Raw genomic sequence first — 23,337 nt, 5'->3', positions numbered from 1 at the left:
GGCAGGAGTGCGGGGGGGGAAGGGCGGAAGTTCAGGAGCGTACTTCGAGCAGCGGGACCAGTTGCTCGGCAGGGGTCATCGACCCGTGGTTGCCGACCATCGCCGACTCGTTGGGCTCCCGCTCGGAGGCGATGAGGAGCACGTCGTCGTGCGCGGCCGCGACGACGTCGCCGATCCGCGCGTACACCCGTTCGTCGATGTGCGGGCCGAACCAGCCGGCCGCAATGGCCTCGTCGCGGGAGGCCACCCAGAACCGGTCGCCGATCACCTCACGCCAGCAGGTGAGCACGTCGTTCTCGGCGCCGGGCACCGCGTAGACGTGCCGGGCGCGTCCCTCCCCGCCGAGCAGGGCGACGCCGGCGCGCAGCTCCCAGTCCTCGTCGAAGTCGATGCGGTGGTCCTCGTCGAACGGGATGTCGACCATGCCGTGGTCGGCCGTGATGTACAGCGCGGTGCGCGGCGGGAGCTGCTCGGCCAGCCGCTGGGCGAGCCGGTCGACGTACATCAGCTGGCCGCGCCAGGTGTCGGAGGCGACGCCGTAGCGGTGGCCGGAACCGTCCAGCTCGGCGTAGTACGTGTAGACCAGGGCGCGGTCGGCGGCGGCCAGTTGCTCGGCGGCCAGGTCCATGCGCTCCTCGCCGGTGAGCCGCCCGTGGAAGGTCCCGCCGCTGAGGGCGACCTTGGTCAGCGGGGTGTTCTGGAAGGTCGGGGAGGACACCTGGGCGGCGTGCATCCCGGCCGCCTCGGCCAGCTCGAAGACCGTGGGGTGCGGCTGCCAGGCGTGCGGGTCGGTCCACGGGTTCCAGCGCAGCTGGTTCATCAGCTCGCCGGTGGCCGGGTTGCGGGCGGTGTAGCCGGGCAGGCCGTGCCGTCCCGGGGGCAGGCCGGTGCCGACGGAGGCGAGGGAGACCGCGGTGGTCGCCGGGTAGCCCGTGGTGAGCGGGCGGCCGGTGCCGCCGCGCGAGCCGGCCATCAGGGAGGTGAGGAAGGGCGCCTCGTCCGGGTGGGCGCCCAGCTGCTCCCAGCCGAGGCCGTCGATCAGGAAGACGCAGTTCCGGTCGGCGGGGGCGAGTTCCGGGATCGCGGCCGTCAGGCCGGGCACGCCCATCCCCGTGGCCAGGGTGGGCAGCAGGTCGGCCAGGGAACCGCTGCCGTACTCGGGGACGGGGGCGGAGGCGAGGGTGAGGGGTTCCGGGTGCGGTTCCCAGGCGGTGTGGACCATCAGCGGGTGATGTCCGCCGTGGCCTCGGAGATGGCCTGCGCGAAGGCGAGCGCCTGGCGGACGGTCTCCGGGCCGTCGCCCGCCTCGCTGACACGCAGGCTCAGGTCGTCCGCGGTGGAGTTGCCGGTGTAGCCGTGGTCCGCGTCGCAGTTCGGGTCGCCGCAGGCGGCGGGCTCCAGGTCGATGCGGGAGACGGCGCCCCAGCCGATGGTGAGGACGACCTCGCGGGGCAGCGTGCCCGGGGTGTACGACTCCGGGTTGGAGACCACGCGGCTGACCACGACCGACGAGATCCGGCCGAGCTTCACGGACTCCGTGGACGTCGTCGCGTACGGCGTCGGGGAGGTGCTGTCGGCGCTCTGCTCGTCGGTGTGGCTGACGATGAAGCGGTTGCCGGTGAGGACGAGCACGGTCACGTGCCGCCGCACCTCGTTCTGGTCGAAGGTGGTCTCCTGGTGGACCAGGTACGACCGGATGGGCTCGCCGCCCACGGCGGCCTCCACCGCCTCGGCCACGAGGGCCGGGTAGTAGCCGCTGCGTTCGATCGCCGCACGCAGCCCCTGGGTCGTCGTACTGGTCTTGGCCATGCGCCCCATCCTACGGGGGACCACTGACTGCGAGGGACCCGTCACGACGTCCCGGTGGGCCCGGGTACGGCCTGCGAGCCGCGCGGTGTCAGTACGCCGGGAGGGTGCGGGGGCCGAGGTCGTCGCGGACGGGCGGGGGCGCCAGGCGTATGGAGGCGCCGAGCACGCTCAGCCCGTGCGGGGCGACGACGACCGGTTCCAGGGTGACGGCGACGACCTCGGGGTGGTCGTCGACCAGCCGGGACACCCTCAGCAGCAGCTCCTCCAGGGCAGGGGTGTCCACGGGCGTCGAGCCGCGCCAGCCGAACAGCAGCGGGGCCGTGCGGATCGACCGCACCAGGGAGGTCGCGTCCCGGTCGGTGACCGGTATGAGCCGGTGCGCCGTGTCGCCGAGCAGCTGGGAGGCCGCTCCGGCCAGACCGAAGGAGAGCACGGCTCCGGCGGCCGGGTCGATGACGGCCCTCACGACCGTGTCGACGCCGCGCGGTGCCATGCCCTGCACCACCGGGCGCAGCTCCTCCGGCTTGCCGAACAGCTCGGTCAGCTCGGTGTAGGCCCGGCGCAGTTGCTCCTCGTCGGCCAGGTCCAGGCGTACGCCGCCGAGGTCGGCGCGGTGCCTGAGATGCGGGGCGGTGGCCTTGAGGGCGACCGGGTAGCCGAGGGCGCGCGCGGCGTCGGCGGCGTCGTCGGGGGTGGGGGCGGGCAGGGCGCGGCGGACCTGGATGCCGTAGCTGCCGAGCAGTTCGCAGGTGTCCTCGGTGGACAGGGTGAGGCCCTGGCCGCGGGCGAGCAGGGCCTCGATGCGGCGGGCGGCGCCCTTGACGTCGATGTCGTCGTACTCGGGCACCTTGCCGGGGTCGGCGGCCTCGCGCTGCCACTGCGCGTACCGGACGGCTTCGGCGAGGGCCCGGACGGCTCGCTCGGCGGCGGGGTAGGCGGGGATGAGGCGGGTGCCTTCGGGGTCGTCGGCGGGGGTGGCCGGGTTCTGGGAGACGGGGGTGTCCGGGTTCCGGGAGCCGGGGGCCGGGCCTTGGGAGACGGGGGGCGGTCCCCCGCCCGGGGCGGGCCGGGACGGGGGCTCGGCGGGGGTGGCCACGCGCTGCGGGAACGGTGGCGGCGCCGCGCCGGGGAGCGTCGTGCCCTGTCCGGAGGGCGCGGGCACGCGTGCGGTGCTCGCCGCCGCCGACAGTGCCTCGGCCAGGCCGCCCAGCTCGACGTGGACCACCAGCACCGGTTTGCCCGGGACGGCGGCCGCCGCGGAGCGCAGGGCCTGGGCCAGCTCGGCGTCCCCCGGTGAGCCCTCGCCGATCGCCGGGATCGCGGTCACGACGACCGCGTCGCAGGTGTCGTCGGCGAGCGCGTGGGCGAGCGCCGCGCGGAAGTCCTCCGCCGAGGCCGCGGTGGTCAGGTCCAGCGGGCGGTGCGGGCGCAGGCCGGCGGCCAGGCACTGGTCGTAGGTGAGCACGCCGAGGGACTCGGAGTTGCCGAGGATCGCCACGCGCGGTCCGGCGGGCAGCGGCTGGCGGGCGAGCAGCAGGCCCGCGTCGACCAGCTCGGTGATCGTGTCGACGCGGATCACACCGGCCTGCCGCAGCAGCGCGGAGACCGTCGCGTGCGGCAGCCGGGTCGCCCGTACGGCGTGTCCCTGGGGCGCGGATCCGGCGCCCTGGACGACGACCAGGGGCTTGGCGGCGGCCGTGCGCCGGGCCAGGCGGGTGAACTTGCGCGGGTTGCCGATGGACTCCAGGTACATCAGGGCGACGTCGGTGTCCGGGTCGTCGTACCAGTACTGCAAGACGTCGTTGCCCGAGACGTCCGCGCGGTTGCCGGAGGAGACGAACGTCGACACGCCGGTGACGCCGGTGACGCCGCCGCCGCGCCGGTGCAACCGGGACAGCAGCGCGATGCCGATGGCGCCGGACTGGGCGAACAGCCCGATCCGGCCGGGGCGCGGCATCTCGGGGGCCAGGGAGGCGTTCAGCCGGACGCCGGGCGAGGTGTTGATGATCCCGAAGGCGTTGGGGCCGATGATCCGCATGCCGTACGTGCGGGCCTGCCGGACGAGTTGGCGCTGGCGTTCGCGTCCGTCGGGGCCGCTCTCGGCGTACCCGGCGGAGATCACCACCAGGCCCTGCACGCCGTGCTCGCCGCACTCGGTGACGACCTCGGGCACGTGGTCGGCGGGGACGGCGACGACGGCGAGGTCGACCGGGCCTTCGATCTCGCGCACGGAGCGGTGGGCGGGGACGCCGTCGAGTTCGGTGACGTCCGGGCCGAAGGCGCGGTTCACGGCGTGCAGCCGGCCGGTGTAGCCGGCCTCGCGGAGGTTGGCGAGGATGCTGCGGCCGACGCCGCCGGGGGTGCGGCCGGTGCCGATGACGGCGACCGAGCCCGGCATCAGCAGCCGCTGCACGGAGCGGGCCTCGGCGCGCTGTTCGCGCGCGTACTGCACGGCCAGGGAGCGCTCGGTGGGCTCCAGGTCGAACTCCAGGCGGACCACGCCGTCCTCGAAGCTGCGCTGCTGGGTGTACCCGGCGTCCGTGAACACCTTGATCATCTTGGTGTTGGCGGGCAGCACCTCGGCGGCGAAGCGGCGGATGCCGCGCTCGCGGGCGACGGCGGCGATGTGTTCGAGCAGGGCGGAGGCGACGCCGCGGCCCTGGTGGGCGTCCTGGACGAGGAAGGCGACCTCGGCTTCGTCGGCGGGTGCGGACGCGGGCATTCCGTTCGCGCCGATCCGGTCGTAGCGTACGGTTGCGATGAACTCGCCGCCGATCGTGGCCGCGAGTCCCACCCTGTCCACAAAGTCGTGGTGTGTGAAGCGGTGGACGTCCTTCGCGGACAGGCGCGGGTAGGGCGCGAAGAAGCGGTAGTACTTCGACTCGTCCGACACCTGCTCGTAGAAGCTGACCAGGCGGTCCGCGTCATCGACGGTGATGGGGCGGATCCGCGCGGTGCCGCCGTCGCGCAGCACCACGTCGGCCTCCCAGTGGGCGGGGTACTCCTGCCTGTCCGACGCGCTCTGCATGGGGCCCAGAGTACGGCTCGCGTACGACAACGGCGCGGGGCACTCTGTGGAGGACGGATGCCGGGTCGAGGCCGCGGCCCGGAGGTCACGTCCGGAAGGGGTTCGTACACCCCTCCCGGGCATGCTTCACCGTATGGGAAACTGGTCTAGACAACCTGAGAACCTGAAGGGCAGCAACACATGGCTGAGCGCCGCGTCAACGTCGGCTGGGCCGAGGGCCTCCACGCCCGCCCCGCCTCCATCTTCGTCCGAGCCGCCACGGCCACAGGCGTCCCGGTGACGATCGCCAAGGCCGGTGGCACCCCGGTCAACGCGGCCTCCATGCTGGCCGTCCTCGGCCTGGGCGCCCAGGGTGGCGAGGAGATCGTCCTCGCCTCCGACGCCGAGGGCGCGGACGCCGCCCTGGACCGCCTGGCGAAGCTGGTCTCCGAGGGCCTTGAGGAGCTCCCCGAGACCGTCTGAGTCAGGACACGGGCATGAAAAGAAGCCGCGTCGGCCTTTCGGCCGGCGCGGTTTTCGTTTTCGTGTTGTCGCCGCCACGGCAGAGCGCCGGCGAATTCACGACACAGCAGAAAAAAGGCAGCCCGAATAACGGGTCCGAATATCCCGCTCTTTGTATACGGCCCTCAGGTTAATTCCGCGGACCCGAGATGTTTACGGGGTGTTGCGAAGACCTCACACGCTCCGGGCGGCCGGCGCCGCCGGTGCCACGCAGCCGGTGGGCGGCCGTGGAGCGCTCGGTGTGCAGGGCCGCGAGCGCCCGCGCCCGCTCCCCGTCGCCGCGGGCCACGGCGTCCACGATCGCCCCGTGCTCGGCCCAGGACTCCACCGGGCCGACCGTCGGCTCCACCGTGTACATCCAGGCGATCTTGTGCCGCAGCTGGGTGAGCGTGGCGGTCAGGGCGGGACTGCCGCAGGCCTGGGCGAGCGTCTCGTGGAACCAGCCGCCCAGGGAGCGCAGGTCGTCGCTGTTGCCGCGCCTGGCCCGCTCCTGGCCCAGCCGTACCAGGCCGCGCAGCACCTTCAGATGCGCCTCGGTGCGCCGCTGGGCGGCTCGGGCGGCGCCCAGCGGCTCCAGCAGCATCCGCATCTCCAGCAGATCGGCCGCCTCCTGCTCGGTGGGTTCGGCCACGCACGCGCCCGCGTGCCGCCGCGTCACGACGAACCCCTCGGCCTCCAGGGTGCGCAGCGCCTCCCGCACGGGCACCCGGGAGACGCCGTAGCGGCGGGCGAGGACTTCCTCGGTGAGCCGGCTGCCGCGTTCGTGGACACCGGCCACGATGTCGTCCCGGATCGCCGTGCACACCGAATGCGCCGGAATACGCATGTCCGACCTCCGCCTTGATCCCCGTGAAACGCCGACGATGGACGCGTGCCAAGTGACGTGACACGTGACTCTATTCCAAGGGGCCTGAATTTCCGACGGCGGGCCGGATTCCATGGATATTTTTTGGTCAGCCGAGCCGGACGAAGGGGCGGGAAACGACGAAAGCCCCGGCTCGGTGAGCCGGGGCCTGACGTGTGTTTTCGCGCGAGCGGTGTCAGAGGCTGACGCCGTGCGACCGCAGATAGGCGACGGGGTCCATGTCGGAGCCGTACTCGGGGCTCGTGCGGGCCTCGAAGTGCAGGTGCGGTCCGGTGACGTTGCCGGTCGCGCCGGACAGGCCGATCTGCTGGCCGGTGACCACCTGCTGGCCCACCACGACGCCGATGGACGACAGGTGACCGTACTGGGTGTACGTGCCGTCGTGCATGCGGATGACGACCTGGTTGCCGTACGCGCCGCCCCAGCCGGCCTCGACCACGGTGCCGTAGCCCACCGCGTGCACCGTGGTGCCGGTGGCGGCGTGGAAGTCGATCCCGGTGTGGTGGCCGGAGGACCACAGGGAGCTGCCCGCCTGGTAGCCGGTGGAGACGTAGGAGTGGGCGATCGGGGCCACGAAGGTGTTCAGGCGCTTGCGCTCGGCCTCGCGGGCGGCGCGCTCCTCGGCCTCGCGGGCCTTCACGGCCTGCTCGGCGGCCGCCTTGCGCGCGGCCTCCTCGGCGGCCTTGATCTCGGCGGCCTGGCGCTGCGCCTCGGCCTGGGCGTCGATCTGCTCGGCGACCGAGTCGTCGATGCTGATCACCGGGGTCAGACCGGTCTGCTCGGCGGAGGTCTCGGCGGCGAGCGCGGGCGCCGCGAGGGCGCCGATGACGCCGGTGGTGGTGAGGGCGGCGATACCGGCGGCCTGAGCGCTGGTGCGCTTCATCCGGCTCGGACGGCGGTGCTTCCCGGTGGCGCAGACGAACGCCATGTGGTGGCTGGTCCTTTCCTTCCCTCTCGCCTACCGGGTTAGCTGACGGGTTCGGAGCAGGAAGGTCTCCTACGGGCCCCCTCACGCAGGGTGCGGGCGCCCGATTCACCCCAGGGACGTGTGGGTCCCCGGCTCCCCTGGCTCGCGCCGTACGGGGACTCGGCGATGACTGTCCGGTGCCGCGGGTGCGGCGCACTGCCTGACGGACAGCCCGGACGAAGCTACGGTGAGCGACCTTCAATCCTCAAACCGAACAGGGGTTTTGTAGCGCATCCCACAGGTCAGACAGGCAACCTCCGCCCCAATTCGGGCATTCGGGCGATGCGGCGCCTTCAATCGCAAACGAGGCGGCGGACAGGGGAAGGGCCCTGGCGGTCCGTCAGACGCCAGGGCCCTCACGCGCGTGTGCGTCTACTCGGCGCTCACCACGGTGACCTCGCCGATGCCGAGGGCCTCGACGGGCTCCTTGATCTGCGCCGCGTCACCGACCAGGACGGTCACCAGACGGTTCACCGGGAAGGCGTTCACGACGGCCGCCGTGGCCTCCACGGTGCCGGTCGCGGCGAGCTGCCGGTACAGCGCCGCCTGGTAGTCGTCGGGCAGGTGCTGCTCGACCTGGTCGGCCAGGGTGCCCGCGACGGCCGCCGCCGTCTCGTACTTCAGCGGGGCCACCCCGACGAGGTTCTGCACGGCGACGTCGCGCTCGGCGTCGGTCAGGCCGTCCGCCGCCAGGGTGCGCAGCACCGTGAAGAGGTCGTCCAGCGCCGGGCCGGTGTTCGGCGTGTCCACCGAGCCGCTGATGGCGAGCATCGCCGCGCCCGTGCCGTCGGGAGCGGAGCGCAGCACCTGGCTGAACGCGCGTACGCCGTAGGTGTAGCCCTTCTCCTCGCGCAGCACGCGGTCCAGGCGGGAGGTGAGCGTGCCGCCCAGGCAGTAGGTGCCGAGCACCTGCGCCGGCCACACGCGGTCGTGCCGGTCGGGTCCGATCCGGCCGATGAGCAGCTGCGTCTGCACGGCGCCGGGGCGGTCGACGATGACGACGCGGCCGGTGTCGTCGGCGGTCACCGCGGGCACCGGGCGCGGCTCGGTGCGTGAGCCCGTCCAGGCGCCCAGGGTCTCGCCGAGGAGCTCGTCCAGGTCGACGCCGGTCAGGTCGCCGACGACCACCACGGTGGAGGTGGCGGGGCGCACATGGCGCTCGTAGAACGCGCGCACGGCGGCGGCGTCGATGGTGGCCACCGTGTCCTCGGTGCCCTGGCGCGGGCGCGACATGCGCGAGGCCGCCGGGAACAGCTCCTTGGACAGTTCCTTGGCGGCGCGGCGGGAGGGGTTGGCCAGCTCGTGCGGGATCTCGTCGAGGCGGTTGCGCACCAGCCGCTCGATCTCGCTGTCGGCGAAGGCGGGCGCCCGGAGCGCGTCGGCGATCAGGCCGAGCCCCTTGGCCAGCCGGGAGGCGGGCACCTCCAGGCTGAGGCGGACGCCGGGGTGGTCGGCGTGCGCGTCCAGGGTGGCGCCCGCGCGCTCCAGCTCGGCGGCGAACTCCTCGGCGGAGAGCTTGTCGGTGCCCTCGGAGAAAGCGCGCGCCATGATCGTGGCGACGCCGTCGAGGCCGGCAGGCTCGGCGTCCAGGGGCGCGTCCAGGAGCACCTCCACGGCGACGACCTGCTGGCCGGGGCGGTGGCAGCGCAGCACCGTCAGGCCGTTGTCGAGCGTGCCGCGCTCGGGGGCCGGGAACGCCCACGGCCGGGCCTCGCCGGCCTGCGGCTGCGGGTGGAAGTCCATGGTGGCGAGCTCGGTCACTTGGCCGTCTCCTCGTTGTCGTTGGCGGCCTCTACGGTCGCTTCCTGCTCCGGGTCCTCGGGAATCTCGGCGTCGGGGACCGCCTCCGGGGACTTGGGCTCGTAGACGAGGATCGCGCGGTTGTCGGGGCGCAGGCGGGCCTTGGCGACCTCCTGGACCTCCTCGGGCGTCACCTCCAGCACCCGCTTGACGGCGGTGAGGGCGAGCTGCGGGTCGCCGAACAGGACGGCGTAGCGGCACAGTTCGTCGGCGCGGCCCGCGACCGTGCCGAGCCGGTCCAGCCACTCGCGCTCCAACTGGGCCTGGGCGCGCTCCATCTCCTCGGCCGTGGGGCCCTCCTCGGCGAACCGGGCGAGCTCCTCGTCGATGGCGGCCTCGATGACCGGCACCTCGACATCGCCGGACGTCTTCACGTCCAGCCAGCCCAGGGAGGGCGCCCCGGCCAGCCGCAGCAGGCCGAAGCCGGCCGCCACGGCCGTGCGGTCGCGGCGCACCAGCCTGTTGTACAGGCGGGAGGACTCGCCGCCGCCCAGGATCGTCAGGGCCAGGTCGGCCGCGTCGCACGCGCGTGTGCCGTCGTGCGGCAGCCGGTAGGCGCCCATCAGGGCGCGCGCCGGGACCTCCTCGACGACGACCTCGCGCTTCTGCTCGCCGATGATGTCCGGCAGGGTGCCGTCGCGCGGCGCGGGCTTGCCGTCGTGGGCGGGGATGGAGCCGAAGTACTTCTCGATCCAGGCGAGGGTCTGCTGCGGGTCGATGTCGCCGACGACCGACAGCACCGCGTTGTTCGGCGCGTAGTAGGTGCGGAAGAACTGGCGGGCGTCCTCCAGGGTGGCCGCGTCCAGGTCCGCCATCGAGCCGATCGGCGTGTGGTGGTAGGGGTGGCCCTCCGGGTAGGCGAGCGCGGTCAGCCGCTCGAAGGCGGTGCCGTAGGGGACGTTGTCGTAGCGCTGGCGGCGCTCGTTCTTGACGACGTCGCGCTGGTTCTCCATGGACTCCTCGTCCAGGGCGGCCAGCAGGGAGCCCATCCGGTCGGCCTCCAGCCAGAGCGCCAGCTCCAGCTGGTGGGCGGGCATGGTCTCGAAGTAGTTGGTCCGCTCGAAGCTGGTGGTGCCGTTGAGCGAACCGCCGGCGCCCTGCACCAGCTCGAAGTGACCGTTGCCCTTCACCTGGGCGGAGCCCTGGAACATCAGGTGCTCGAAAAGGTGAGCCAGACCCGTACGCCCCTTGACTTCGTGACGGGAGCCGACGTCGTACCAGAGGCACACCGCCGCGACCGGGGTCAGGTGGTCCTCGGAGAGCACCACGCGCAGGCCGTTGGCCAGGCGGTGCTCGGTTGCTGTCAGTCCGCCGGAGCCTGCCTCGGCTGTGGCCGTGTGACCCATGGGCATGTACGTCCCTTCGATCGCGGATGCGGTCGTGAAACCGCGTTTTTCCTGCCGTCCTGCCACTGTATGCAAGCGTGTGGACCGGCGGCGAAGTTCCCGCACGACGTACGCCGACAGCGAGATCGCGTAGCCTGCGGGCGATCCTCCGGAGAGGGGTCGGCTCGGCGGGGCGGGGGCCGATGTTGCCGATGGCTCTGCGGGGGCTGGAGGGGGCGGTGGTGCCGGTCTGCTCGGTTGAGGCTGGAGGGGGTGTGATGCCGCTCAGGTCGGCCGAGGAGAAGGGCGGCGATGCCGCTCCGCTCGGCCGGGTGCGTCAGGCCAAGTCGTTCACTCCGGTACGGGCTCGGCGCCTAGCCGGCGGCCGGGCGTAAGGTCCCTCCGGTACGGCTCCGGGCCGCCCCGCCCGGGTCCGCGCCCGCCTTGTCAGTGCCACGGTCCACAATGGTCCGCGTCAGATACCGTTCACGCTTCAGCAAGGAGCCAGGCAGCGATGGCCCGCCGCAGCACGAAGACCCCGCCGCCCGACGACTTCGAGGAGAAGATCCTCGACATCGACGTCGTCGACGAGATGCAGGGCTCCTTCCTCGAGTACGCGTACTCGGTCATCTACTCCCGCGCCCTGCCGGACGCCCGCGACGGCCTCAAGCCGGTCCACCGCCGCATCGTCTACCAGATGAACGAGATGGGCCTGCGGCCGGAGCGCGGCTACGTCAAGTGCGCCCGCGTCGTCGGCGAGGTGATGGGCAAGCTGCACCCGCACGGCGACGCGTCGATCTACGACGCCCTGGTGCGCATGGCGCAGCCCTTCTCCATGCGCGTGCCGCTGGTCGACGGCCACGGCAACTTCGGCTCGCTCGGCAACGACGACCCCCCGGCCGCCATGCGGTACACCGAGTGCCGGATGGCCGAGGCCACGGGGCTGATGACGGAGTCGATCGACGAGGACACGGTCGACTTCCAGCCCAACTACGACGGCCAGGAGCGCGAGCCGGTCGCGCTGCCCGCCGCCTTTCCGAACCTGCTGGTCAACGGCTCGTCCGGGATCGCCGTCGGCATGGCGACGAACATGCCGCCGCACAACCTGCGCGAGGTCATCGCCGCGGCCCGGCACCTGATCAAGCACCCGAACGCCGACCTGGACGCGCTCATGAAGCACGTCCCGGGCCCCGACCTGCCCACCGGCGGCCGGATCGTCGGCCTGTCCGGCATCCGCGACGCGTACGAGACGGGCCGCGGCACCTTCAAGATGCGCGCCACGGTGTCCGTGGAGGACGTGACGGCCCGCCGCAAGGGCCTGGTCGTCACGGAGCTGCCCTTCACGGTCGGCCCCGAGAAGGTCGTCGCCAAGATCAAGGACCTGGTCGGCTCGAAGAAGCTGCAGGGCATCGCCGACGTCAAGGACCTCACCGACCGCGAGCACGGGCTGCGCCTGGTCATCGAGATCAAGAACGGCTTCGTGCCCGAGGCGGTCCTGGAGCAGCTGTACAAGCTGACGCCGATGGAGGAGTCCTTCGGCATCAACAACGTCGCGCTGGTCGACGGCCAGCCGCTGACGCTGGGCCTGAAGGAGCTGCTGGAGGTCTATCTCGACCACCGCTTCGAGGTCGTGCGCCGCCGCTCGGAGTTCCGCCGCACCAAGAAGCGCGACCGGCTGCACCTGGTGGAGGGCCTGCTGACCGCGCTCGTCGACATCGACGAGGTCATCCGGCTGATCCGCTCCAGCGAGAACTCCGCACAGGCCAAGCAGCGCCTGATGGAGCGCTTCTCGCTGAGCGAGATCCAGACCCAGTACATCCTCGACACGCCGCTGCGCCGGCTGACCAAGTACGACCGCATCGAGCTGGAGGCGGAGAAGGACCGGCTGAACGCGGAGATCGAGGAGCTGACCCGGATCCTGGACTCGGACGCCGAGCTGCGCAAGCTGGTCTCCAACGAACTGGCGGCCGTGGCGAAGAAGTTCGGCACCGACCGGCGCACGGTCCTGCTGGAGTCCGCCGGCGCGACGGCGGCCACGGTGCCGCTGCAGGTCGCCGACGACCCGTGCCGCGTGCTGCTGTCCTCCACGGGCCTGCTGGCCCGCACCGCGACCGCCGAGCCCTTCGAGGACGGCGACGGCCGGCGCTCCAAGCACGACGTGATCGTCTCCGCGGTGCCGGCGACTGCGCGCGGCGAGGTCGGCGTGGTCACCTCCGGCGGCCGTCTGCTGCGGCTGAACGTGGTCGACCTGCCCCAGCTGCCGGACACGGCGGCCGCGCCGAACCTCTCGGGCGGGGCCCCGCTGGCGGAGTTCGTGTCACTGGAGGACGACGAGCAGGTGGTCTGCCTGACCACGCTCGACGAGTCCTCCCCCGGTCTGGCGCTCGGCACCGAGCAGGGTGTCGTCAAGCGGGTGGTGCCCGACTACCCGGCCAACAAGGACGAGCTGGAGGTCATCACCCTCAAGGAGGGCGACCGGATCGTCGGCGCGGTCGAGCTGCGCACCGGCGAGGAGGACCTGGTCTTCATCACGGACGACGCCCAGCTGCTGCGTTTCCAGGCGTCCATGGTCCGTCCGCAGGGGCGGCCCGCGGGCGGCATGGCGGGCATCAAGCTGGCCGACGGCGCCAAGGTCATCTCGTTCACGGCCGTGGACCCGGCGGCGGACGCGATCGTCTTCACGGTCGCCGGATCGCGCGGCACGCTGGACGACTCCGTGCAGACGACGGCCAAGCTGACCCCGTTCGACCAGTTCCCGCGCAAGGGCCGGGCCACCGGTGGCGTGCGCTGCCAGCGGTTCCTCAAGGGCGAGGACTGCCTGTCCCTGGCCTGGGCGGGTCCCTCGCCGGCCAAGGCGGCGCAGAAGAACGGCACTCCGGCCGAACTGCCCGAGCCCGACCCGCGCCGGGACGGCTCGGGCGTGTCCCTGCCGAAGACGGTGGCGGCGGTGGCCGGGCCGATCTAGACCGGCGGCTCCTCGGTCCCCGGCTCGTCCCCAGGATCGCGGACGTAGCGCAGAACGCCCCACATGCCGTGCTCGTCGGCGTGTGGGGCGTCGTTCTTGCACGCGTCGAGCTGCTTGGCGAGGGCGTCGGCGTCGATGCCGGCGCCGATGAGGACGAGCTGGGTGAGACGGGCGTCCGCCGCGGCCCACGGCTCGGGGTAGAAGCGCAGGAACCGCCCGACGGCGTGCACTCCATAGCGGTTCAGCGGATCGTACGGACCGAAGTCGACGTACCCCTTGATCCGGTACAGGCCCTCGGGCCGGCTGTCGAGGAACTCCATCAGCCGCCGCGGCTCCAGCGGCAGCTCGGAGGCGAAGGAGAGGCTGTCGTAGCCGGTGTGCAGATGGCCGGCGTGGCCGGCGGCCTCCTCGGGTTCGTGCAGGTCGTCGAAGGACAACTGCCCGATGCGTTCCTCGCTGGGCCGGCAGTCGAAGAGGAACTCCGGGTCGATGCGCCCGTAGGTCGCCGGTACGACGGCGGCGCGATCGGTGAGGGAGCGGACGAGCCGGAGCACGCGCTCCCCGTCGGCGGCCCGGTCGAGCTTGTTGACGACGACGAGGTCGGCGAGGGCGAGGTGCCGGTCGATCTCGGGGTGCCGGGCCCGGGTGTCGTCGAACTCGGCCGCGTCCACGACCTCCACGAGGCCGCCGTAGACGACCCGGGGGTTCTCACTGGCCAGCACCATACGGACGAGTTCCTGCGGCTCGGCGAGCCCGCTGGCCTCGATCACGACGACGTCGATGCCCAGCTCCGGCCGGACGAGCCGGTCAAGATATTGATCAAGTTCACCGGCGTCGACGGCACAGCACAGGCAGCCGTTTCCGAGGGAGACGGTGGAATCCCCGAGCGCGCCGGCCACGGCCATGGCGTCGATCTCGATGGCACCGAAGTCGTTGACGATCGCGCCGATACGGCTGCCGCCGCTGCGGTGCAGGAGATGGTTGAGCACAGTGGTCTTGCCGGAGCCGAGGAATCCGGCGAGCACGACGACCGGGATCTGCTGCGGGCTCGGGCTCTGACCCACCGTGCGACCTCTCTCACGCCTGTGCGTACACCGGCTCGCGGGCCGGCGTACGTCGGGGAATTCAATGCCGACCCAGGATACGAGCCGTAAGAATCCCGGCGAAGTGAACGATTGTTAGCAGCACTTGCGGGGCAGACGTTGGGAAGGCGCCGGATTGTGCGACCCTCGCTTCCCTCCGTGCGCCTCCTCTCCGCCTCCCCGCCGATCAGAGCCGCTCGGCACTCTGGAGGCGGCAAGCGCCGCCCATCGCTCGCCGGTCCCCCACAGTCGACCCACACCCGACGACCGGCGGGCGGCCGCCTGATTCGGGGGTTGACATGGTCACACGGAAGTCCACCGCGGGGAGGTTCGGCTCCGCCGCAGCCGGTCTGCTGCTCGCCACGGCGTCGATGACGCTGGCCGCACGCCGGCGGCGAGCGGAAGCGGAACGGCTGCAGGTCAGGCGCCTGGAACTGCAAGAGCTGGCCATTCGGCGGGCGACCCTGGCGCACCAGCAGCGCATGCACTGGGCGCTGCTGTCCCGGGCGATCGACGACCCGTCCCTGGCGGTGGTCATCGACACCTACGACCGCGCCATCCCGGCGGAGAAGCGACGCCAGTACTTCTATGCCAACGCCTGGTACATCAACCTCTACCACCTCTACCGGGCAGGCATCCTCGACCAGGAGGAGTTCTACAAGCACGCCCGGGAGATCTTCCAGAACCCCCTGATGCGGGAGTACTGGGACGCCTCACGGGGACAGCGCGCCACCCTGAAGCAGTCGTCCGACGAAGCACGGCTCGGGCGCATGGTCGACGGCCTGATCAACGACCTGGACGAGGCGGACACGGACGAATGGTGGGTGGTGGGAAACCCGCCGGTACCCGAGTGAGGACGAGTGGTGTGGGGGCGGGAGACCCGCCGGGACCCGCGTGAGCGACGTCGGCGAGTGACTTTCACCTTCGCGCACTCCGCCGTCGTCACGACGCCAGTATCGTTCGGCCACCCCAAGGCGCCGGAGTCAGCGCCTGGTTGACGGCCCACCCTCGTGACGGGTGGGCCCCCGTGGCTGGAGGTTGTCCCATGACCCTGGAAGCGATCGTGTTCCTCGCCATAGCCGTCGTCGTCGGCCACCTGGTGCACCGACGCGAAGGAGTGGGCGCCGGCATGGCAGCCGGCATCGCCGTCCTGGGCGTGTTGTGCCTGCTGTCCGGACTCGATCCGGCTCCGCCGGCGGTCGCCCCGCCCGCGACACCGCAGCAGACCGTCTCCCACTCCCCCACATCTCCCGGAGCCTGAGCGCCCTCCATTCGGGAGACCGACACGGGTGAATCTTGCCGAGAGAACACCCGCCACTCATGGAACGCCAGTAACGTGCTGCCCGCCACTGTGCCCCCTCACCTGTAAGGACCGGTACTCCCTTGAAAATCGTGCGCCGCATCGGTGTGCCTCCCAGTGCGCGCGGCAGTGCCTCCGGCGCGAACTGCCCCGACGTGTTCGAGTTGAGCGACGGCAACTTCGCCGTCATCGGTACCGAGGCCACCGAGGCGCTGGAGGGCGAACTGCCCGCGGACGCCTCCCGCGCCGACTACGAACGCATCGTCATCGTCAGCCGGGAGACCCTGATCCGCGCCAAGGCGGACATCCCCGACGCCTGACGTCAGCCCGCGGCAGCACGTCCACCCCGAACGCGCCCCGCCGCGCACACCCCGGCCGCACGCTCACCGCACACCGAGCCGGACCACCCTCCCGGCGAGCAGCCCGGCACCCCGTTTCCTGCTCGACGCCCCACGGATGAGGCCTGGCGCCGCAAGACCGGCACCAGGCCACACGCTTGTCCGGCCCGCTCAGGCCGCCGGCGGCACATCCACCGGCGCCGCCGGCCCCACATACCGGGCCACCGGGCGGATGATCTTCGGGTCCTGCGCCTGCTCAAGGATGTTGGCGCTCCAGCCCACCACCCGGCCCGCGGCGAACGTCGGGGTGAACATCTCGCGGGGCAGCCCGCAGAGCTCCATGACGAGGCCGGCGTAGAACTCCACGTTCGTATGCAGCGCACGGCCGGGCTTCAGTTCGGCCAGGATCGCCTCGACCTGCCGTTCCACCTGCACGGCGAAGTCCACGCGGGGACCGCCGAAGCGCTGGGCGATCTCGCGCAGCATCCGGGAACGGGGGTCCTCGGTGCGGTAGACGGCGTGACCGAAGCCCATGATCCGCTCGCCGGCCAGCACCCGCTGCCGGATCCAGGGGTCGATGCGGTCGGGGCTGCCGATCGCGTCCAGGGTGTCCAGCGCCCGGCTGGGCGCACCGCCGTGCAGCGGCCCGGACAGCGCGCCCACCGCGCCGACGAGACAGGCGGCCACATCCGCCCCCGTGGACGCGATGACGCGCCCCGTGAAGGTTGACGCATTGAAGCCGTGATCAATGGTTGAGATCAGGTACTGCTCGATCGCCCGGGCCCGCTCCGCGTCCGGCTCGGCACCGGTCAGCATGTACAGGTAGTTCGCGGCATGGGGGAGGTCCTCGCGGGGCTCCACCGGCTCCAGTCCCCTTCCCAGCCGGTGCAGCGCCGTCAGCAGCGTGGGTACCGCCGCGGCGGCCACGAGCGTGTCCTCGCGCCGCCGGTCCGCGTCGATGTCGTACACCGGGCGGAACCCCTTCGCGGCGCCGAGCAGCGACAGGGCCGTGCGCATCCCCGCGAGCGGCCCGGAGTCGGAGCACGCCGCCGCGATGGCCGGCAGCGCCGCCCGGACCCCGTCGGGCAGCCGGCGCAGTCTCGCGGTGCGCGCGGCGAAGGCGGCTCCGCGCTCGGCGTCCGGCAGTTCGCCGTGTACGAGCAGGTGCCAGACGTCCTCGAAGGACCGGGTCCGGGCGAGCTCCACGGCCGAGTACTGGCGGTAGTGGTAGAAGCCCTCCAGGCCGCGGACGTCCCCGATCTCGGTGTCGGTGACGACGACTCCGGCCAGCCCGCGCGGCGCCTCGATCAGCGGCGTGGCGAGCCTGGCGGGGGATGCACTGACGGACATGTCTCCTCCGTGGCATTGATTCCGACCCTTGGTATTGATTCGACTGTCTATGCTTGACTGAATTCTTGTCAATATTGATTGAGTCAATACAAGGCGGAGACGGCTACGGTGACCCCCATGCGTGACCATGAACCCCACCCCGGCCACCCGGAACGGCGGCTGACCACCAAGGAGGCCGCCGAACTGCTCGGCGTGAAGCCCGAGACCGTGTACGCGTACGTGAGCCGCGGTCAGCTCAGCAGCCGCCGCGTGCCCGGCGGACGGGGCAGCACCTTCGACGCCGCCGAGGTCGAGGCGCTCGCCCGCCGCAACAGGCGGGAGAGCGCGGGCGGTTCGGGTGCCGGGGGCGAGCTGTCCGTCCGTACCCGCATCACCCTCATCGAGAAGGACAGCTACTACTTCCGCGGCGTCGACGCGACCGAACTGGCCGCCCGGCACTCCTACGAGGAGATCGCCGAGTGGCTGTGGACCGGCCGTATGCGCCGCGGTGTCGAGTTCACCGCGCCGGAGGCCTCCGTGGCGGTGGCCCGCCGGGCCGTGGAGTCACTGCCCGAACACACCGGCCCCACCGACCGGTTGCGCGTCGCCGCGATCGCCGCCGCGGCGGAGGACCCGCTGCGCTTCGACCTCTCCGAGGAGGCCGTGCTCGGCACCGCGCGCATCCTCATCCCCACGCTCGTCGCCGCCCTGGCACCCGCGTACGGCCCCCGCCGCGACACCGGGCCGCTGGCCCACCGGCTGTGGAACAGGCTCTCCGGCCGGGAGCCCGACGAGGCCTCGCTGCGCGCCCTCGACACCGCCCTCGGCCTCCTGGTCGACCACGACCTGGCCGCCTCCACGCTCGCCGTCCGCGTCGCCGCCTCCGCCCGCGCGCACGCCTACGCCGCCATCTCCGCGGGCCTCGGCGTCATCGAGGGACCGCTGCACGGAGCGGCCAGCGGCTTGGCCCACCGCCTTCTGCACGAGGTGCTCGACGAGGGCAACGCCGGTCCGGTGATCGCGGAGGAGCTGCGCGCGGGCCGCCGTATCCCGGGGCTCGGCCACCGGCTCTATGCCGGCGAGGACCCACGCGCGCGTGCGCTGTTCTCCCTGCTGGAGCAGATCCCGAGGGCCGAGCCCGCCCTGGCCGCCGCCCGCGACATCGTGGCCACCGCCGCCCGCCACGCCCCGCTGCACGCCAACGTCGACCTGGCCCTGGCCGTCTTCACCGCCTCCAGCGGGATGCTCCCCACGGCCGGCGAGACCATCTTCGCGGTGGCCCGCACGGCGGGCTGGATCGCGCACGCCCTGGAGGAGTACGGCGAGCGCCCGCTGCGGATGCGCCCGAGCGGCCAGTACGTGGGCCCGAAACCGCCGCGGCCGTTGCCGGAGTGAGCCCGCGGGTACTCGTCCCCACCAGGACACGGTCGAGTCCGGAAGTCACTCCATGGCAACTCAGGTTAGGCTCACCTCTGTGAGTACGTGCGCGACCGTCTCGCGGGCCCTCGACGAGCCCGTTTCCGGAACCGCGGCCACGGCGACGACCTGGCTGCTGCTGGAACAGCCCGGCCCGTGGGGTGCCAAGGCGCTCGTCTCCAGCCACCTGGACCCTGCGCTGGGCCGCGCTCTGGAGGCCGCCGCCGAGGGCACCGGCGTACGCGTCGCGCTGATCCGGCGCCCCGGCCGCCACGCCGACCTCGGCACCCCGGCCGTGCGCCGGGTGTACGCCGCCCACACGGTCCCGGGAAACGTGTGGCTGCACGGCGCCGCCCTCACCGACCCCCGGCGTCTGCTGGACCTGGACTTCACCGCGCTCGGCCGGGGCGACCACACGGGGTTCGACGCCGCTCTGGACGCCGGCCCGCACACCGGGGACCCGCTGGCGCTGGTGTGCACCAACGGCAAGCGCGACCGGTGCTGCGCGCTGCTCGGCCGGCCCCTCGCCGCCGAGCTCGCCGCCTCCGGCGTGGCGGGGGTGTGGGAGGTCACCCATCTGGGTGGACATCGCTTCTCGCCGACCGTGCTCGTGCTGCCGTACGGCTACGCGTACGGCCGGGCGCAGGCCCACGCCGTCAAGGAAGTGCTGCACGGCGTCCAGGAGGGCCGCGTGGTGGTCGAGGGGTGCCGGGGCGCCTCGGCCTGGGAGCGGCCCGGGCAGGCCGCCGAGCTGGCCGTGCGGAGCGCCGCGGGCGAGTACGCCGCGGAGGCGTTGACCGTCGTGCGGACGGACGGCGCCGCGCCCCGCTGGGAGGTGCTCGTCGCCCACGTCGACGGCCGCCGCTGGCGGGTCGTCGTGGCACAGGGCGAGTCGCGGCCGCCGCGCCCGGAGAGCTGCGGAGCGTCGGTGCTGGCAGCGCCCGCGCGGATGGACGTGGTCGCGGTCGAGGAGGTGGCGGCGGCGGTCCGCTGACCGTCCACCCATCGGCCACCCCTACGGTTCGGCCCGCACCGGCACGTACCGTCTTGGGTATGAGCCCCACTCCCCCCCGCACGCCGTCTGCGCCTCGGTCTGCCGCGGCGGGTGTTCTCGCAGGTGCTGCTGATGCAGGTGGCCATCGCCGCGGGCGTCGCGGTGCTGGCGACCGGACTGTTCCTCGCGCCGCTCAGCCACCAGCTGGACGACCAGGCGATGCACCGGGCCCTCGCCATCGCCCAGACCACCGCGGAGCAGCCGCAGATCGCCCGGGACCTGCAGACCACGGCGCCCAGTGTCACCGGACCGGTGCAGCGGGAGGCGGAGCGGATCCGGACGGCCACGCACGCCGAGTACGTCGTGATCATGAACCGGGAGGGCACCCGCTGGTCGCACACCGACCCCGGGCAGATCGGCCGGCACGTCTCGACCGACCCCAGCCAGGCCCTGGCCGGCGAGGAGGTCATGGAGATCGACAACGGCACGCTCGGCCGCTCCGCCCGCGGCAAGGTGCCGCTGCGCGACGAGCAGGGGCACATCATCGGGGCGGTGTCCGTCGGCATCGCGTACGACAGCGTCCGGGCGCGGCTGATCAGCGCGATCCCCGGGCTGCTGGCGTATGCCGGCGGTGCCCTGGCCGTGGGGGCGCTGGCCGCCTGGCTCATCTCGCGGCGCGTCCAGCGCCAGACCCGGGACCTGGCCTTCTCCGACATCTCGGCGCTGCTCGCCGAGCGCGAGGCGATGCTGCACGGCATCCGTGAGGGCGTCGTCGCCCTGGACCGCGGCGGCCGTGTCCGGCTGCTCAACGACGAGGCACAGCGTCTGCTGGGCATCGGCGAGGAGGCGGTGGGGCGCACCCCCGACGAGGCGCTCGGCGAGGGCCGTACGGCCGACGTGCTGGCCGGCCGGGTCGACGGCACCGATCTGCTCACCGTGCGCGGCCACCGGGTGCTGGTCGCCAACCGGATGCCGACCGACGACGGCGGCGCGGTGGCCACGCTGCGCGACCGCACCGAGCTGGAGCAGCTGGGCCGGGAACTGGACTCCACGCGCGGTCTGATCGACGCGCTGCGCGCCCAGGACCACGAGCACGCCAACCGTATGCACACCCTGCTCGGGCTGCTCGAACTGGAGATGTACGACGACGCCGTCGAGTTCGTCGGGGAGGTCGTCGGCGACCACCGGGCCACCGCTGAGCAGGTCACGGAGAAGATCCAGGACCCGCTGCTGGCCGCGCTGCTGGTGGGGAAGGCGACGGTGGCCGCCGAGCGCGGGGTGGCCCTGTGGATCTCGGACCGCACCCGGCTGCCGGACCGGCTGGTGGATCCGCGCGGACTGGTGACGATCGTGGGCAACCTGGTGGACAACGCACTGGACGCCGTGGCGGGCACGCCGCACGCGCGCGTGGAGGTCGAGTTGCGCGCCGAGGGCCGTACCGCGGTGCTGCGTGTGCGCGACACCGGGCCCGGTGTTCCGGAGGAGCAGCGGGAGCTGGTGTTCACGGACGGCTGGTCCACCAAGAAGCCCCCGGCGCACGGCAAGCGGGGCATCGGCCTGTCGCTCGTGCGCCGGCTCGCCCAGCGGCAGGGCGGCAGCGCGACGGTGGGCGAGGCGCACGGCGGGGGCGCGCAGTTCACCGTCGTCCTGCCGGAGGCGCTGGCCGAGCCGGAGCTGGGGCTGGAGCCCGCCCTGGCCGCGCCGGCGGAGACGGCTGTCGAGGAGGAGTCGCGATGATCGAGGTCCTGGTCGTGGACGACGACACCCGGGTCGCGCGGGTCAACGCCGCGTACGTGGAGAAGGTGCCGGGCTTCCATGTCGCCGGTGAGGCGCACAGCGCGGCCGAGGCGCTGCGGCAGATGGAGGCTCTGCCCCACCTGGACCTGGTCCTGCTGGACCACTATCTGCCGGACGAGACGGGTCTGGAGGTCGTCTCGGAGATGCGGCGGCGCGGCCATCAGACCGACGTGATCATGGTGACGGCGGCGCGGGACGTCTCCACGGTGCAGGCGGCGATGCGCCAGGGGGCGCTGCAGTACCTGGTCAAGCCGTTCGCCTTCGCGGGCCTGCGGGCCAAGCTGGAGGCGTACGCGCAGCTGCGCCGCACCCTGGACGGCGGCGGCGAGGCGGAGCAGGCCGACGTGGACCGGATCTTCGGCGCGCTGTCGGCGTCGTCGGAGCCGGGGCTGCCCAAGGGGCACTCCCCCACCACCGCGGAGCTCGTGCGGCAGGCGCTGATGAACGCCGACGGGCCGCTGTCGGCCCAGGAGATCGCCGAGCGGACCGGGCTGAGCCGGCAGACCGCGCAGCGCTATCTGAAGCTGCTGGAGCGCACCGGGCGGGCGCGGCTGACGCTGAAGTACGGCGACGCGGGCCGCCCGGAACACCGTTACGTGTGGGCGACCCGCGTCTGAGGCACGGCCGTGGGGGCGGGGAAAGGAGCCGTGCCTCCCTCTCATACGGACGTCAGCCGGTCGCCTTCTCGACGAACTCGGTCGTGTAGGTCTTGCCGAGGTCGACGTCGGCGTTCTTGATGTTGGGGTTGAACGACTTGAGCACCTTCTCCACGGTCTCGGGGCCGTTCTTCGGCATCACGCCGTCCTTGGTGAACATCGGCAGCGTGCTCTTGATGGCGGCGGCGTAGAGGATCTTGTTGCCCTGCGAGTAGTCGGCGGGCATCTTGTCGGCGATCTCGGAAGCGCTGTGGGTGGACATCCACTTGAGCGTCTTGACGAACGCATTGACCAGCTTCTGGACGGTGTCCTTGTGGTTGTTCACCCAGTCCGTCTGCATGTACAGACTTGACGACGGGTACGGGCCGCCCAGCGCCGCCTGCGAGCCCTCGGGCGTGCGCATGTCGATCAGGACGCTGCCGGCGTTCTTGTCCAGGATCGTGGCGACGGTCGGGTCGGTCGTCATGCCGCCGTCGATGGCGCCCTTCTGCAGAGCGGAGATGAAGGTGGGTCCGGCGCCCACCGCGACCGGGGTGAACTCGCTGATCTTCACCCCGTTCTTGACCGCGAGGTACTTGGTGAGGAAGTCGGTCGAGGAGCCCAGACCGGTGACGCCGAGCTTCTTGCCCTTGAAGTCCTCGGGTGAGGTGATGTCGTTCTTCGCCTTGGTGGAGACGACCTCGACCTCGCCGGGTGCGTGCGAGAACTGCACGACGGACTCGACGGACTTGCCCTTGACCTGGAGGTCCAGGGTGTGGTCGTAGAAGCCGACGGCCCCCTGGACCTGGCCGGAGACGAGCGCGGTCTCGGCCTGCACGCCGGCCGGCTCGCTCAGCAGCTCCACGTCCAGGCCCTCGGCGTCGAAGTAGCCGAGGCGCTGGGTGAGCATCGCGGGCAGGTAGATGACCTTGTCCAGGCCACCCACCATGATCTTGACCTTCTCGCCCTTGCCGTCACCCTTGCTGCCGGCGTCGGCGGAGGTGCCGGCCGCGTCGTTGGCGCAGGCGGTGAGCGTGGACAGGGCCAGCAGGCCGGCGGCGGCCATCGAGGCGTATCTGGCGGTGGTGCGGGGGGACTTGCCGGTGGTCTTGCGCATGAGGGTTCACGTCCTTGCAGGAGGGCGGAGCGGGAGGCTCGGCGGAGGGACGGGCACGGGGAGGGAGGC

General features: G+C 72.3%; 19 protein-coding genes and 1 riboswitch. Of the genes, 9 read left to right on the top strand and 10 right to left on the bottom strand.

The features are described 5' to 3' along the window. Positions 1-31: 31 nt before the first annotated feature. From C3489_RS21810 to C3489_RS21800, 3 genes are all read right to left on the bottom strand, one after another. Positions 32-1,222 carry an alkaline phosphatase family protein gene (locus C3489_RS21810; protein WP_103783709.1) on the bottom strand — a complete coding sequence of 397 codons (1,191 nt, stop codon included), beginning with the start codon at positions 1,220-1,222 and terminating at the stop codon, positions 32-34. After that, a complete protein-coding gene (locus tag C3489_RS21805) occupies positions 1,222-1,818 on the bottom strand; it encodes a DUF5998 family protein (RefSeq protein ID WP_103783708.1) in 597 nt (198 codons plus the stop codon). The genes C3489_RS21810 and C3489_RS21805 overlap by 1 nt, the downstream gene beginning before the upstream one ends. A 79-nt stretch (positions 1,819-1,897) precedes the next feature. After that, complete coding sequence (locus tag C3489_RS21800; RefSeq protein ID WP_103783707.1) at positions 1,898-4,837, bottom strand: bifunctional GNAT family N-acetyltransferase/acetate--CoA ligase family protein; 2,940 nt, start codon at positions 4,835-4,837, stop codon at positions 1,898-1,900. Between the two features lie 180 nt (positions 4,838-5,017). On the opposite strand from C3489_RS21800, the gene C3489_RS21790 reads away from it, so the two are divergent. Beyond that, the gene (locus C3489_RS21790; RefSeq protein ID WP_103783706.1) at positions 5,018-5,299 is read left to right on the top strand and encodes an HPr family phosphocarrier protein; all 282 of its coding nucleotides are present in this window, start codon (positions 5,018-5,020) and stop codon (positions 5,297-5,299) included. Between the two features lie 169 nt (positions 5,300-5,468). On the opposite strand, the gene C3489_RS21785 is transcribed toward C3489_RS21790, so the two are convergent. The 4 genes from C3489_RS21785 to C3489_RS21770 all read right to left on the bottom strand — a co-directional run bounded on the left by C3489_RS21785 (position 5,469) and on the right by C3489_RS21770 (position 10,322). Beyond that, positions 5,469-6,164, bottom strand: a complete 696-nt coding sequence (locus tag C3489_RS21785) for a GntR family transcriptional regulator (protein WP_103783705.1) — start codon at positions 6,162-6,164, stop codon at positions 5,469-5,471. A 214-nt stretch (positions 6,165-6,378) separates the two neighbouring features. Further along, positions 6,379-7,131 (bottom strand): M23 family metallopeptidase, encoded by a 753-nt coding sequence (locus C3489_RS21780; protein ID WP_103783704.1) that lies wholly within the window; start codon positions 7,129-7,131, stop codon positions 6,379-6,381. 12 nt (positions 7,132-7,143) lie between these two features. Then, a riboswitch (cyclic di-AMP (ydaO/yuaA leader) is annotated at positions 7,144-7,306 on the bottom strand. A 236-nt stretch (positions 7,307-7,542) separates the two neighbouring features. Then, the gene (locus tag C3489_RS21775) at positions 7,543-8,931 is read right to left on the bottom strand and encodes a pitrilysin family protein (RefSeq protein ID WP_103783703.1); all 1,389 of its coding nucleotides are present in this window, start codon (positions 8,929-8,931) and stop codon (positions 7,543-7,545) included. Further along, positions 8,928-10,322, bottom strand: coding sequence for a pitrilysin family protein (locus C3489_RS21770; RefSeq protein WP_103783702.1), 1,395 nt, complete (start codon positions 10,320-10,322; stop codon positions 8,928-8,930). Before C3489_RS21770 ends, C3489_RS21775 begins: the two co-directional genes overlap by 4 nt. Before the next feature lie 487 nt (positions 10,323-10,809). Here C3489_RS21770 and C3489_RS21765 point away from each other — a divergent pair, with 487 nt between their 5' ends. Beyond that, the gene (locus C3489_RS21765) at positions 10,810-13,260 is read left to right on the top strand and encodes a DNA topoisomerase (ATP-hydrolyzing) subunit A (RefSeq protein ID WP_103783701.1); all 2,451 of its coding nucleotides are present in this window, start codon (positions 10,810-10,812) and stop codon (positions 13,258-13,260) included. Here the strand turns inward: C3489_RS21765 and C3489_RS21760 are convergent. Next, positions 13,257-14,324 (bottom strand): GTP-binding protein, encoded by a 1,068-nt coding sequence (locus tag C3489_RS21760; RefSeq protein ID WP_103783700.1) that lies wholly within the window; start codon positions 14,322-14,324, stop codon positions 13,257-13,259. The genes C3489_RS21765 and C3489_RS21760 overlap by 4 nt on opposite strands. Positions 14,325-14,641: 317 nt before the next feature. Here C3489_RS21760 and C3489_RS21755 point away from each other — a divergent pair, with 317 nt between their 5' ends. The 3 genes from C3489_RS21755 (at position 14,642) to C3489_RS21745 (ending at position 15,962) form a co-directional block, all read left to right on the top strand. Then, positions 14,642-15,196, top strand: coding sequence for a DUF6082 family protein (locus C3489_RS21755; protein WP_103783699.1), 555 nt, complete (start codon positions 14,642-14,644; stop codon positions 15,194-15,196). A gap of 191 nt (positions 15,197-15,387) precedes the next feature. Further along, positions 15,388-15,603: a hypothetical protein gene (locus tag C3489_RS21750; protein WP_103783698.1), complete on the top strand. Its 216-nt coding sequence runs from the start codon at positions 15,388-15,390 to the stop codon at positions 15,601-15,603. 122 nt (positions 15,604-15,725) lie between these two features. Then, positions 15,726-15,962 carry a hypothetical protein gene (locus tag C3489_RS21745; protein ID WP_103783697.1) on the top strand — a complete coding sequence of 79 codons (237 nt, stop codon included), beginning with the start codon at positions 15,726-15,728 and terminating at the stop codon, positions 15,960-15,962. A 189-nt stretch (positions 15,963-16,151) separates the two neighbouring features. Here C3489_RS21745 and C3489_RS21740 read toward each other — a convergent pair whose 3' ends face one another. Next, the gene (locus tag C3489_RS21740) at positions 16,152-17,330 is read right to left on the bottom strand and encodes a citrate synthase/methylcitrate synthase (protein ID WP_103783696.1); all 1,179 of its coding nucleotides are present in this window, start codon (positions 17,328-17,330) and stop codon (positions 16,152-16,154) included. Positions 17,331-17,447: 117 nt separating this feature from the next. Here C3489_RS21740 and C3489_RS21735 point away from each other — a divergent pair, with 117 nt between their 5' ends. From C3489_RS21735 to C3489_RS21720, 4 genes are all read left to right on the top strand, one after another. Beyond that, a complete protein-coding gene (locus C3489_RS21735; RefSeq protein WP_103783695.1) occupies positions 17,448-18,704 on the top strand; it encodes a citrate synthase in 1,257 nt (418 codons plus the stop codon). Between the two features lie 79 nt (positions 18,705-18,783). Beyond that, on the top strand, positions 18,784-19,719 hold the full coding sequence (locus tag C3489_RS21730) for a sucrase ferredoxin (protein WP_103783694.1): 936 nt from the start codon (positions 18,784-18,786) through the stop codon (positions 19,717-19,719). A 111-nt stretch (positions 19,720-19,830) separates the two neighbouring features. Further along, positions 19,831-21,456 (top strand): sensor histidine kinase, encoded by a 1,626-nt coding sequence (locus C3489_RS21725; RefSeq protein ID WP_103783693.1) that lies wholly within the window; start codon positions 19,831-19,833, stop codon positions 21,454-21,456. Then, positions 21,453-22,133: a response regulator gene (locus tag C3489_RS21720; RefSeq protein WP_103783692.1), complete on the top strand. Its 681-nt coding sequence runs from the start codon at positions 21,453-21,455 to the stop codon at positions 22,131-22,133. The genes C3489_RS21725 and C3489_RS21720 overlap by 4 nt, the downstream gene beginning before the upstream one ends. A gap of 52 nt (positions 22,134-22,185) precedes the next feature. Here the strand turns inward: C3489_RS21720 and C3489_RS21715 are convergent, their stop codons facing one another. Then, the gene (locus tag C3489_RS21715; RefSeq protein ID WP_103783691.1) at positions 22,186-23,268 is read right to left on the bottom strand and encodes an ABC transporter substrate-binding protein; all 1,083 of its coding nucleotides are present in this window, start codon (positions 23,266-23,268) and stop codon (positions 22,186-22,188) included. Positions 23,269-23,337: the final 69 nt, after the last annotated feature.

Source organism: Streptomyces sp. Ru71 (assembly GCF_002920535.1).
Lineage (GTDB): Bacteria > Actinomycetota > Actinomycetes > Streptomycetales > Streptomycetaceae > Streptomyces.
The sequence above is the reverse complement of the archived record's forward strand: the minus strand, read 5'-3'. Positions and strand labels throughout refer to the sequence as shown.